Source organism: Lachnoanaerobaculum gingivalis, assembly GCF_003862475.1.
Taxonomy (GTDB): domain Bacteria; phylum Bacillota; class Clostridia; order Lachnospirales; family Lachnospiraceae; genus Lachnoanaerobaculum; species Lachnoanaerobaculum gingivalis.
In genome coordinates this window covers 47,680-61,541 of sequence record NZ_RRCO01000005.1, presented here as the reverse complement: position 1 = coordinate 61,541, position 13,862 = coordinate 47,680, and the positions used below count along the sequence as shown (strand labels likewise).

8 protein-coding genes and 2 pseudogenes are annotated in these 13,862 nt (G+C 33.9%); 9 read left to right on the top strand and 1 reads right to left on the bottom strand.

Annotated features, from left to right (window positions below; translation table 11 throughout):
• The first annotated feature begins 3 nt into the window (after positions 1–3).
• The 7 genes and pseudogenes from EHV10_RS10740 to EHV10_RS10710 all read left to right on the top strand — a co-directional run.
• On the top strand, positions 4–1,062 hold the full coding sequence (locus tag EHV10_RS10740; RefSeq protein ID WP_128674655.1) for a P-loop NTPase family protein: 1,059 nt from the start codon (positions 4–6) through the stop codon (positions 1,060–1,062).
• Positions 1,063–1,071: 9 nt separating this feature from the next.
• Positions 1,072–2,370: a DUF6382 domain-containing protein gene (locus EHV10_RS10735; RefSeq protein WP_128674654.1), complete on the top strand. Its 1,299-nt coding sequence runs from the start codon at positions 1,072–1,074 to the stop codon at positions 2,368–2,370.
• A gap of 3 nt (positions 2,371–2,373) precedes the next feature.
• Complete coding sequence (locus EHV10_RS10730; protein WP_128674653.1) at positions 2,374–3,132, top strand: PP2C family protein-serine/threonine phosphatase; 759 nt, start codon at positions 2,374–2,376, stop codon at positions 3,130–3,132.
• A 10-nt stretch (positions 3,133–3,142) separates the two neighbouring features.
• Positions 3,143–5,122, top strand: a complete 1,980-nt coding sequence (locus tag EHV10_RS10725; protein ID WP_128674652.1) for a serine/threonine-protein kinase — start codon at positions 3,143–3,145, stop codon at positions 5,120–5,122.
• Positions 5,122–5,478 (top strand): hypothetical protein, encoded by a 357-nt coding sequence (locus tag EHV10_RS10720; RefSeq protein WP_128674651.1) that lies wholly within the window; start codon positions 5,122–5,124, stop codon positions 5,476–5,478. Before EHV10_RS10725 ends, EHV10_RS10720 begins: the two co-directional genes overlap by 1 nt.
• A gap of 4 nt (positions 5,479–5,482) precedes the next feature.
• Positions 5,483–7,822: an Ig-like domain repeat protein gene (locus tag EHV10_RS10715; RefSeq protein WP_128674650.1), complete on the top strand. Its 2,340-nt coding sequence runs from the start codon at positions 5,483–5,485 to the stop codon at positions 7,820–7,822.
• A 105-nt stretch (positions 7,823–7,927) separates the two neighbouring features.
• Positions 7,928–8,590, top strand: a pseudogene (locus EHV10_RS10710) (Rpn family recombination-promoting nuclease/putative transposase); the annotation flags it as partial.
• Between the two features lie 242 nt (positions 8,591–8,832).
• Here the strand turns inward: EHV10_RS10710 and EHV10_RS10705 are convergent.
• A pseudogene (locus tag EHV10_RS10705) lies at positions 8,833–10,203 on the bottom strand (transposase).
• A 166-nt stretch (positions 10,204–10,369) separates the two neighbouring features.
• Here EHV10_RS10705 and EHV10_RS10700 point away from each other — a divergent pair.
• Together EHV10_RS10700 and EHV10_RS10695 are read left to right on the top strand one after the other, a co-directional pair.
• A complete protein-coding gene (locus EHV10_RS10700; protein WP_243116126.1) occupies positions 10,370–10,555 on the top strand; it encodes a hypothetical protein in 186 nt (61 codons plus the stop codon).
• 212 nt (positions 10,556–10,767) lie between these two features.
• Positions 10,768–13,836, top strand: coding sequence for a right-handed parallel beta-helix repeat-containing protein (locus EHV10_RS10695; protein WP_128674649.1), 3,069 nt, complete (start codon positions 10,768–10,770; stop codon positions 13,834–13,836).
• The last annotated feature ends 26 nt before the right edge of the window (positions 13,837–13,862 follow it).

Sequence of the window (13,862 nt, the reverse complement as noted above, 5' to 3'; positions counted from 1 at the left end):
TTAATGAAAATCAGACTGGCTTTAATAGACACAGATGAGGATTACAGGAGAAGATTGTCGGATTTTTATATTAAAAATTATCAGGACAGAATAGAAATATTGACCTTTTCTTCATTAGATTCATTTGAAAATAACCGAGGGAACAAGTCTATAGATGTTATGCTTGTATCGGAAAATATAGAAGATGACTTATCTTCATACAGTGAAAAGATGAGCATGGCATATCTTTCTGACAGGGATTTGATAGAGAGAAAAAACAATATAAAGACAATCAACAAATTTAAAAAGCCTGAAAAGATATATAAGGAAATATTAAATGTACTGGCAGACGGCACAAATGGAGATATTGCATATAAATTTAATGACGGAAATAATACTTTGGTTGAGGTATTTATGCCGGTAAACGGAGGAGCGGGAGCTACTTCTCTTGCTATAGCCTATGCAAAGAGATTGGCAAGGCGAGGAGTACCGACACTCTATTTAAATTTTGAAATACTTAATTCATCCGATATTTTCTTAAACGGAGATGGAAATATCGGATTTGATGAAATTATATATGCAATAAAGAGTAAAAAGCAAAGTGTTTCATTAAAGATAGAAAGCAGTGTTTTAAAGACAAGTGAAGGGCTGAATTTCTTCAATAAATCAAGGACGGCTCTGGATATGCTTGAACTTAGTGATGAGGATATATCTGTACTTATTAAAGAAATAAAGGGAATGGGTAAATACAGACATATAATTATAGACTGTAATTTCGACCTCGGAAGCAGATTGAATACTTTTTCAAAGTTTGCATATAAGATTGTGTTTGTTTTCGATGATACAAAGCAAGGAATAAAGAAAATGTCCGAGTTAAATGAAGCATTGCATATCATGGAAAATAACGGAGCTATTGATATAACAAATAAAATGACTCTTATATGCAATAAAGTAAAAGACCTAAATAATATTTCTATTTCGAAAGAACTGTCTGTAAGAGATTTTGTGAAACATTATAGTGCAGACAGCAAAGATTTGACTGAGATATTGTCACAGGTTTCATTTTTGGAAAATTTGAGATAGGAGACCCATATGTTTAAGTGTAATGAGACTGAAAAGTATATTGAGCTTATATATAATGTTGATGAAAATGAAAAGATTGACAATGTAAGCATCGGTATGATGAGAAATAATGATATTAAATACTTGCTTCCAATAGATATAATCATGCATGATTCAATGACAGAGTTTAAGTATAAAACTGAAAAGTTAAAAAACTTGGATGAATATTTGAGTGAAGAACTTACAAAGGAAGATCTACTGGATGTATTTGAGAACATTTGTAAAGCTGTAAAGGATATAGAAGAATATTTGCTTGGTGAAGCACAGCTGATTTTGGAAAATAGATATATTTTTATAGATAACGGAAATATAAAAATGATACTTCTGCCATTGTATGACAGAAGAAATAATCTAAGCATACTTGAATTCTTCAAAAATTTACTGATCTATATGATGGTTAAAAATAATAAGGCTGCAAATTTTGCAGCGGATATAAGCAGGCAACTCTCAGATGAAGAATCATTTTCCTGTAATAAATTCTTACAATTAATATCCCAAATAAAGCAAAAAAAACATATTGAAAACTTCGATATCACAATGCCGGAAAATAGATCCGATTTTAAAGAAAGAAGGATAAACAATATTGAAGAATCATTTGGAACGTTAAAACCGGATTATTCCGGATACAGTAACAGAGCACAGGCTCCGGTAAATACTCAATCTCCTGTAAATACATTCAAATCTGTTAATAATAATCCGGTTTCAAATCTTGATTCGGATGTAAAACTTGAAAACAGTTTTCTTATTCCGGGTAAGGATGAACCTGTAAATGTAGGAACAGTAAGTCACAAGGAAGCAAAGGTTAAAAAGAAATTTTCTTTTTTTGGGAAAAAGAAGGAAAAAGAAGTTTCAGTCGTTGATAACAAGACAGAAGCATCTAAATTATATTCAAATAATTTTGCCGAAACCACTGTTTTACAAAATTCAGATCGCTTTGCAGAGACTACATTACTTGGTCTGTCTGTAAATGTATTAAACGCATTTCTGGTATGGAAGAGAACGGGTGAAAAAATTTTTATAGATAAGTCAAGCTTCAGAATCGGAAGAGAAAAAAGCTATGTTGATTTTTGTATAAATGACAATTCTTCAGTCGGTAGGAATCATGCGGAAATTGTAAGAAAAGACGGCTCTTTTTTTATAAGAGATTTGAAGTCACTGAATTTCACAATGGTAAACGGTGAAAAAGTATCATCAAGTGTTGAAGTTGAACTTTGGGATAATGATATTATAAGTTTATCAAATGAAGAATTTGAATTTCACATGGTATAAAATATGAATTATTTTTTGGCGGCACAAACTGAAGTCGGATTAAAAAAGAGCTGTAATCAAGACAGTGTAATTTTAAAGAGAGCCAAATTTAAGGGCGAGGAAGTCTGTATCGGAATAATTTGTGACGGAATGGGTGGACTTTCCTGTGGTGAGTTGGCCAGTAAGAGTATGGCGGAAGCATTTTCAGACTGGTTTTTATACAGTTACAGTAAATATGAAAGTATCTGGGATGAAAGCAAAATGAGGGAAGATATAGGAAGTATCATAAGTTCTGAAAATGAAGGTTTACTCCGCTATGGCAAAGAACATGGTATATATCTCGGCACAACAATAACAGCTTTTCTTTTGGCAGGAAAAAGATTTTTTGTATGGCATGTAGGAGACAGCAGACTATATAAAATATCATCATCTAAAATAGAGAGACTTACAAATGACCATACATTTATTGCAAAAGAGGTGGCGGAGGGCAGACTTACAGAAAAAGAAGCAAAAAACGATCCGAAAAGGAATGTACTTTTGCAATGTATCGGAGCTACAGAACGGGTGAATCCTGATATGTTTTGCGGAGAAGTAAAAAAAGGCGATATTTTACTGCTTTGCAGCGACGGATTCAGGCATGAGATATCTGAAAAAGAGATGCTTAGTTTACTTGGCAGATGTGAAAGTAATAAACTTAATGAGATGATTAAGAGGCTGATATCATTGAATATTAGAAGAAACGAACAGGATAATATATCGGCGGCATTGGTCAAAGTTCAATAATAGGGGTAATATGTTGGAAATAGGCAGCCTTTTAGACGGAAAGTATAAGATTTTAAATAAGATTGGACAGGGTGGTATGAGCATTGTTTATTTGGCAATGAATGAAAAGGCAAATAAACAATGGGCTATAAAGGTGATGCGAAAAGAGAAAAACAAAAATTATGAGATTATGAAACAAAGTCTTATAACAGAAACCAATCTCTTAAAAGAATTAAAGCATCCTTACCTGCCAAGTATCGCAGATATAATTGAAAGTGACGATACCATAATAATTGTAATGGATTATGTGGAGGGCAGGCCTTTATCCGATATTTTGACTGAAGAAGGAACTATAGAAGAAGATAAAGTGGCGGATTATGCAATACAGCTTTGTGATGTGCTTGACTATTTGCATTCACAAAAACCTCCGATAATATACAGAGATTTGAAGCCGGCAAATATAATGTTAAGACCGGACGGTAAGATCACTTTAATAGATTTCGGAACGGCAAGAAAATATAACTATGACAGTGTGTCGGATACAACATGTCTGGGTACTATAGGATATGCCGCACCTGAGCAGTTTGCGGGAGAGACTTTAAGACAAACAGATGCCAGGACGGATATATATAATCTCGGTGCCACTATGTATCATCTTCTTACCGGCGTTAATCCTTCAGAACCTCCGTATGAGCTTTATCCTATAAGAAGATGGAACGAGAGTTTGTCAAACGGTCTTGAAAAGATAATTCTCAGAGCCACAAGAAAAGATCCTGACAAAAGATTTAACGATTGTAAAGAAATGTCATATGCACTGCAACATTTCAGAGATTTGGATGATTCATACATAGCAACACAAAAAAAGAAGATATTTTTGTTTGCGGCAAGTCTTATTCTTTCTTTTGCATTTTTCTCTATGGCTATCGTTGTAAACGGAATGGAGAAAAGGGAAATATCAAAAGTCTATAATAATTATTTATCTGAAGCGGCTCTTAAAATTGCTTCTACAGGAAGCGAGAATGTGGTTGATTCCGATATTTTAAAACTTTTTCAAGATGCTATAAATATATCCCCAAACAGTACGGAAGCATATATAAGGATGCTTGATTATTACTGTGATCTTGGGCAGACAAGGAACGGACTGATGGCGATTTCTGCAATGATTGCATCAGGAACAGGTAATTTGGGTAATAATGACGATCTTATGATGAGAATGGGACAGATTTATTTTCTCGGCAACAGTAAGGATACAGAGTTTAATATTGACTATAGAACAGCCGCAAGATATTTTGACAAAGTAAATATAAAGAAATATCCACAGGCAAAATATTATTCTTCATTGTCAAGATCCTTATCGGAAATAGGTACGGATTGGGAAATTATAGTCAAAGATATGAAAAATGTTGATGAGTATCTGAATACAGAAGTAAATGAGGAAGAAAAGGCGGAAATATATATTACATTGTCAAAAATTTACAGAGCAAATGCTTTTGCCATACAGAAGGTGGGCGAAAAACCTTTTGATAAAGCGATGGAACTTTTAAATAAAGCAGGTGAGATATTAAACAGTTCCTATATAGATAAGAATTTGAAAGAGAAATATTTACCGGAGTTGTACTTCGGATTTGCTGATGCTTACTACAGAAGAGCGAATATAGAGCCGGATGAAAAAGAATCAAGAAATGATTTGTATGAAGCCGTATCGTATTATGAAAGATACCTGATATTCGCTACAACTGCACAGACTGTTTTATTTAAAAACAGGATAGGAGATATTTACAGAACTCTTGGGGAATATAAAATGGCAGTTGAAGAGTACGAAGATATTATAGAAAAATATCCTGAAGATGCTACGGCTTATATAAGTCTTTCGACTATGTTGTTGATAGATATGAAAGATGTGAATACATCAGCTATGATTTATATGAAGGCAGTGGAATTACCTGATATAGAATTTAATTCCAACTTCGTTTCCTTAAAGAATAAATTGAAAAATGTCGGAGGTATCTGATGCATAGAATACTGTTTTTTAGCGGAATTTTTTCATCTGTCATCATGTTGTTTATAAGTATTTTGTTATGGTTTAAAATGGGAGTAAGAAAGGCATTTAGTGATATTTTAAGTTATGGTTCAAAGAAAAAGTGGATGGTGGACCGGAAGATGCAAAACACAACAATGCCTCTTAGGAAAATAAATTCGAGGAAATTACCGGCAAAAAGAAGTATAAATGATATCGGTAAAAATAATAAAGATACGGACGAAACAATTCTTTTAAAAAATTATCATGGTCAAATTCTAAATAATCACAATGAAAATACAAATTTTGAAATTATCGAAGAAATTAATTTAATTGCAGGAGGCAGGTAGTATTATGAATGTTAGAGGCATAGAAAAAAAGTTAATTGCAGTAATCATTTGTTTTTGTTTTTTATTTCAAATTATTTTCAGATCTTTTATTTTTGATTCCACAGCGGCGTCTACAAACATTTTGATAGGATTGATTTTCAGAGACAGCGAAGGATATCATATCAGAAATGTTTCATCATTCTTAGATTCGGAAGGAAAGTTAACACTTCCGACACCAAGAGATTTGGGTGATACAAATGATGAGAGTTATTTTAACTGGAGTCCTGTTTTGGTAGAAAATTCTTTTGAAAATATAAAGAATATAATTCTAAACGGCGGAAATATTGAGATAGAGGATTATGATGTTTCAAGACCTCCGGTTCTTGCCACATCATCTGTTGCGACTTCTTCTATAGCGACTTCTTCTATTGCAACATATTCAAATACAAATAGAGATGATTTGGTAATCAGAACAGGATTTTCAAATTCGAGCAATGCAGAAAGCGGCAATGCGAATATAATCCTTTACAGAAGTAATGTGTATTTTGATATTGGACGAAGTGTACAGATTACAAGGGCAAACAGCCTAAACACAGTTAATACAGATATGAGACGGTTTGTTTCAAAAAACGGTAATAAGAATCAGATATTCTTTTTGGCGTCACAGCCTGTTATAGAGCATGAAGTATCTCATGAGGTACATGAAAATGTACAGCTTATAGAAAGATCAAGGATGACAAACAGTATTACAGCAGATACTATAGTTGAGAGCGGAAATAATACGGAAGAGACAGGTGCAGGAAGAACAGATAGTGTTGGAAGGACAGACAGTGTTGGAAGAACGGATCATGTCAGCAGTAATGTAAATACTGACAGAAATATATCCGGTTCAGTGATAAGAAATAATATTACAAGCAGAGATATTACAGATAATAATACAAGTCAAACTACTGATACGGAAATACAAAACACTCCTCAATCTGTTCAAACAGGAGAAGTAACAGATGTATCAAATGAAGTGCCGCAATTTTTCCAACCTATCGGAACCGGAAATTCCGTAAGCGAAAGAACGGATACAGGAAGAAGTATAAATAATGTCAGACATACAGTAAGTATAAACAGAGATATAGTAAATAACAGGGGAAACGGATTCTTGAACACAAGATCGACATATGTAAATGTAGATGACAACGACTTTAATGAGAACAATTATTCCGTATCGGTTTACAAAAATGTGAATGGAAAAGAAGTACTGTCAAATGCAAAATATACATGGAGTTCGGAGGGTGGAAATCACAGAGCCAATATACTTTTTGATGATGACGGTGAGTATAGAATAGCAGTTGTTAAAAATAATCAGGGATCAGGATCCGGGAAAGTAAGATTTGAAGAAAAGTTTAATGTCGATGCTACAGCACCACATATTACTATTACCGGAGTGGAAGATTTGACTGCTAATGCAAGAACAGTCTCACCTGTAGTGAAATACAGTGATGTAAATATAGATTTGTTAAAGTCAAAGATTACTCTTACATCTGTTGCGGACGGAAAATCAAGAGAGCTTATATATAAGGCAAAGAAGCAGGACGGAGGTTATATATTAAATCTTGATCCTATATACATTGATGATAATTATATACTTACCGTAACCATATATGATATGGCAGGTAATGTTACCGAGAAGAAGGTGAATTTCTCAGTAAATAAAAAAGGCGCAACATTTAAGTTTAAGCCTGAAGAACTTGTAGGACAGTATACAAACAAGCCTTTTAAGCCAAGTATTGAGGTATGGAACACTGATGAAATTTCTATTGTGTCGGCAACTATAAACGGAATGGATGAGCCGTTTGAGTTTGTAAACGGTGAGCTGAAGTTTTTAAAGTCAATAGATAAGGACGGAAAATATACTTTTAATCTCGAAGTAACAGATACGGCAGGAAATAAGTCTTCAATGAAGCCTGTGGAAGTTATATATGATGCCACAAAGCCTGTAGCTATGATTTTAGGTGTGGAAGATAAACAGACCTATGAGGGTAATGTAAATATTATTTTAAGTACGGAATTACCGGGAGATTTTATAGAATCTGTTTGGTTGGATGATAAATTACTTGATAAGAGTGAGTATACAATTAAGGATGACGGTACAATAAACTTAAGTATTTATACAGAAGGTAAGCACACCGTAAAAGCACAGGGAAAGGATAGTGCAGGTAATTTAAGTGATATCGCTTCTGTAAGCTTTGAAATAAAAGCGCCACAGGCAAAACTTTTATCAGCAGGCTATATTCCTCTGGCAGTTATAACTTTGGGTATTGCACTGGGGTTGGGAATAGTCTTTGTATACAAAAAAAGAAAAGAAGAATAGATTAGTGCATAGGGGGCTGTTACAAAAGTGACGGCCCTTTTATTAAAAAATTTAATTAAAAAACAGCCTAATAATAATATTTTTGGTATAATAGGGGAAGTATATATGAAAGATAAGGACATAACTCAAAAGATGCTTGAAAAGTACAATGATGTATTTGCTGATATTTTAAATGTACTTTTATTTGACGGCAAAGATGTAGTTGCCGAATCTTCATTGTCAGATGCGTTACCCATGAGTATGCTTAAGATAGGCAGTAGTGTCAGACTGCAGGAGAGAGATATTGCAAAATACTGGCAAAACAGTAAAATAAATTTATCATTGTTTGGATTAGAGAATCAGACAAGACCTGATAATTTAATGCCTCTTAGGGTATTTGGATATGACGGCAGTGAGTATGTAAATCAGACCAGAAAAGAAAACAGGTATAAGGAAAAGTATCCTGTGATTACTTTGGTCTTATATCTTGGGTATGATAAAAGATGGAATTATCCTACTACACTCTTAGAAATATTGAATGTACATAAAGATATCAAATCTTATGTAAATGATTTTAAAATTAACCTTTTTGAAATCGCATATTTGGATAGAGTGAAAATAGATTTATTTAAAAGCGATTTTAAAATATTGGCTGATTATCTTTACCAAATGCGAACGAAGAGAGACTATACTGCTGATAAAACTACAATCGAGCATGTAGAAGAGCTGCTCTATTTGATGAGTGCAATGACCAGAGATAACAGATTTGAGGAAACTATAAAAGAGCTTTAGGTAATTGCGAAACTCGCTGAGCTCGTTCGTAATCATTATTGTATACAAGGATAAATTTGTGCAAAGCACAAATTTCAAGCTAAAAAGTTGATAACTGCAAGATTTGGGCGCACTTTAATAAGCATAGTGCTTATATAAAGTTGATAAGTCCTAAGCAATTAAAGATTTTAAACTTCTGATAAGTTGTCGTTGGTTGATTTTATCAGCAACAACTACAGTTAATAACTGTGAGATACCGGCTAGCAGTAAATCGGAATGCAGTGTTTTTTCATTTGTTGTTTTCCGTTTGGCAATGCAGAAACTGTCCTTAAAGTGATTGATTGATTTTTCAACATTTACCCTGATCTTATATGTTTCATCCCACGCTTTAGAACCTCGTTCTACTCCGGGATAAGCTCTGAGATTCTTTTCAGGATAAACATAAATCATTCTACCGCAGGAAGAAGTTGTACAAGGATTGTCACAGTGGTAGACACGCCGTTTGGACTTGTCTTGTCGGTTGTATTCCCATTTCATTTTTGGACATACGAACTTCATTGTAGACAGTTTGCTCCTTAAATGGGATTTACTTCCTTCACGTTTCATCGGAAGCGAAGAATCATGAGGGCAACAGGGAATACCATTTTCATTGAATGTATATTTAACATTATCCATTGAGAGATTAACTTTTAAAGGAATAAATGCTTTTGTGAAATTGAAATCTTCAAAAAGTGATTTGTAAATCTCAATGGTATCAAAGGCTGCATCACCAAGGAATATAGATGGTTTAATGTCTGGATGCCTTGTTTTAAAGTCCTTTAAGGTAGGCAGTAAAGCTTTGGAATCAGCAAGCGATTTGTCTTCATCCGGAGACTTTGCTTTCTTTTCAACTACAATGTCTGGATGGGAAGCAAGATAACTCTTGTTGTAAAAATCAATGGAGCGAACAATTCCAAGTCCATTGGTAATAATACCGAACTTGTAAGCGTAACAGAAATGCCCGTTAATGTACTGCTGTTTAACCTCATGTGGTTTGATGAAGCTGATGTAGGCATAGAAGCATATGCCACCTTATAATGGTCATAAGAACTATCAAAATTCATAGATTTTGCATAGGATTTGAGCTGCCTGATAATGCGGTTGGCGTATTTAGGATTATTTTCGGTTACATAAGCTTCAATACCTGAAGTGTCAAACAAAAGCATAGAAGCAAGGTTGTTATCAATATCCCTACATATCGGTTCAGTTATATCGACAAGCTTATCAAAAACAGATTGTAAGTCCAATAAAAAATCTTGCTTAAAACGAGTGATTTTAGAGGCATCAGGAACTTTGGTAAAGCCGCAGAATTCTCTAAGATGTCTGGAATAATGAAGGAAGACCAGTAAAAGAGAATCTGTAGGAATAGAAAACAGGCGTTGAATGATCAAAGCCCAAAGCATAGCAGTCAAAGGATATTTTCGATTTCTACCTGTGGCTGCATAATAATGATTGTAAAAAGAAAACGGAATAATCTCATCAAGGTCAATGTGATTTTCGAGCAGAGTAAGAAACTGAGGTTTGTCAGATTCAAAAATATCTTTACAATCTTCAAAAATATCTGCCAAAGAGAGTTGTTTTTGTGATATCATAGTAATGTCTCCTTTAGGGATGTGGTTTATGGTTTTGTGCAACTCCATTATATCACAGATCTAGAGGAGATTTTTATATTCAGTAACAAAAAAGTGTCGTATTTATACGGCTTTTGGCGTTTCGCAAACGCCTATAAATGATTTGAACGGAAAGGAGCGAGTGACTATGTGTGAAGTACTTGATAGAGTAGAGGCAAAAGGTATTGAAAAAGGAGCGGATATAATAAGCAAGCTGAATAAAATATTGGTAAGAGAAGGGGATTTGGAAAAAATCCTTAAAGCCAATACTAATAAGGAATACAGAAATGAATTACTTAAAAAGTATAATTTGATGGACAATTTATTAAATTGAGTTTTTAACAGAACCTAAAAAAAGGGTACTGCAAAATCTGATGTACAACGATTTTGCAGTACCCATTTTTTGTTTTAGGTAATTTAATATAGGCAAAAAATCAGTAGTAGCGAAGATATTAGACTACTTTTACATAGTATTTATATAATTTTTGTTATATAAGTAAATTAGCTTATTCTATAAAAATAAAGGAGGAACGTGAGAATAAGGGTATGAAAAGAAATATTTTAAGATGTTTTATGGCATATATTTTAAGCATTTTACTGTTAAGTAACAGCTTAGAAGTATTTGCAAGTACTTTGACAAATGTAGAGGGTATATCATCAGAAGAAAGTGAAAGAAGTGATACTTTGATTTCAAAGGCAACGGATTCAAATGCAAAAGAATGGGAATTTACTTACTTTGGCCCTTCTACATCTATAATTACAAATACTGTAAATGATAATGCAGATATAGATGGAGAAGTAATTTTAAAATCAGCAACATATAAAAAAGACGGAAGTATAAATAAAAAAGGTGGAAAGTTCGTGTCTTCCGATCCTGCTGACGGAATAAGTTTCTATTATACAAAAATAGATCCAAGCAAAGAAAATTTTATTCTTGAAGCGGATGTAAGAATTGATTATATGAATCCCAAACCTGACGGACAGGAAGGATTTGCACTGATGGTAAGGGACTCTATAGGTGAAAAAGGAGATGCGGCAAGTTACGAATCAAATTTAGTATCTATAGGTGCAACACAATTGCCTAAGGGAGAGTTGAATTCTACTACGCAAGTAAAGGATATGCTTGGAGTAAGGGCATACACAGGTATTTATAATAAGATAAAGCCTAATCCTGATACATTTAAAGTTTACAGATTAGGCTTTGACAAGGATGGAGGGAAAGTAAGTAGCGGAGATATTTACAGAGTCAGATTAGAGAAAAATTCTTCAAGTTATGTAGTATATCAGTTGGATATGGATGGCTCTGAACTTTATAAGTATGTAATTCCTATACAGGCAAAGGATATCCGTGCAAACAGTATAAACAGATATGAAGAGCTGAATGATCCAATGAGTGTACAGGACAATTTTGCTTATGTAGGATTTGCTGTTGCAAGAGGTATGAATGTCACATATTCAAATATAAAGTTTGAAAAGAGTGATTTTGATGCAAATGATTGGAGGCCGCAAGAAAGCAGATATATAGATTTACAGGCTAAGATTACAAGTCCGGATACTGCGGCTGAAGATAATTATACTTTGGTATTTAAAGCTAATTCAAACGGATCAGCTAAAATTTATCAGGATAATGTACTTAAAGATAGCGTAGAAGTAGTTAATAATGAGGAACTTAAGAAAGATTATGATTTATCATCAGGTAAAAATTTCAGCGTTGAGTTTACCCCTGAAGCCGGTTATGAGCCGGAGCCTTTTGTAAAGTTCAAATCCTATGCTCCTATTATATTAAATAAAACAGTCACTTTTAGAACCATTGGAAAAGACGGGCTTATTTATGTTACAAATGCAGGCTTGGATGAAAATGACGGTTCAGGATATGACAGTGCAATAAGCCTTGAGTCTGCATTAAAATATGCAAAGTCAGGACAAACGATATTACTTAAGCCGGAAGTTTATGATATGTCAGGTAGGTCACTTGTTGTACAAAAAGGAATAAACGGAAGTGAAGGACATACAATTAAAATACAAGGTGACGGCGGGTTCGCCACATTGGATTTTAAGAGGACAGGTAAAGGATTTAGCCTTGGTGGAGATTATTGGGAACTTAGACAATTTAATATTACAAATACTGCAGACGGATATAAAGGACTCCAAATCTCGGGAAGCCACAATATAGTGGAAAGATTGAATTTATTTAATAACGGAACAACAGGATTGCAGATTTCAGGTAGTGCCGATGATACTATAGATAAATGGCCAAGTTATAACTACATTCTAAACTGTACATCAATGAATAATGTTGATGCTGCGATGGAGGATGCAGACGGATTTGCAGCTAAGATAACATCAGGAGTAGGTAATATATTTGACGGTTGTATAGCAGCGTATAATGCTGATGACGGCTGGGATCTTTTTGCCAAGGTGGCAACAGGTGCCATAGGAAATGTAACAATAAAAAACAGCGTTGCTTATAGAAACGGTTATATATTGGTGAAGAAAGGTGGTAATAAAAAGAACTTTGAATTTGCTGACGGAGCAGTTGATGAGAGTGGAAATTTATCATTTGAAAAACCTAACTTGCTTTTAGATGCCGGAAACGGTAATGGATTTAAGATGGGTGGTTCAAATGTTTTTGGAGCACATAAACTGGATAATTCTATCTCATATGAAAATAAGGCGAAGGGAATTGATTCAAATTCCGGACCTAATATAAAGATTTCCAATTCAACATCATATAACAACGGAAGCTACAATGTGGCTTTGTATACCAGCGATAAGACATTAAAAACAGATTTCAGTGCTAAAGGTATATTGTCATTTAGAAAGGGGACAAATATAGGAGAACAGATTTCACTACAAAGCCAAAATTCTTCAGATGTAATGGATAATACAAACTTTTATTGGAATAAGGAGGAAAATATTTCGAAAAACACTGCATCAAAGGTACTTACAGTAGATGAAAATGACTTCATTAATTTGGATACAGAAGTAGAGCCAAAGCGTAGTGAAGACGGAAGAATTGACATGAATGGCCTTTTGCTGTTAAAACCCGAGGCTAAGGACAGACTTTCTTCAGGTGCCGGTGGAAAAGAGTTTGGAGAAATAATATCTGATAAACCTGATAAAAACATAGATGTAGCTAAAGAAGAGTCCGGTAGTGCTTTACCAAGTACTGATAAAAAAGATGACAAACAAGATAATAAATTATTTGATACGGAGTATACAAAAGTATCAGATGATAATAACCAATCACCTTCAAATGAAAGTAAAGTAATTATACCAAATGACTCAAAGAGCAATGGCAATGGTGGTAGGTCGGGTTCACAGAAGAGAAGATCATCTTACACAGGTGGAGTAATTACAAGAATACATCATGGCATATTTACAGGATGGAAAATGGAGATTTTAAACGGTGCTATTGTCTGGAAATACGTGGAAAACGGTAAGAGTGTAACATCTCAGTGGGCATATATATTTAATCCATATACAGGTAGAAATGCATGGTTCAGATTTGATAAAAATGGTGTTATGGAGACAGGATGGATTAATGAAAATGGAATAAACTATTACCTAAGTGAGATTTCAGACGGATCTTTGGGAGAGTGGATTAAAAAATAGTATATAATACTTTATATTTAAAATGG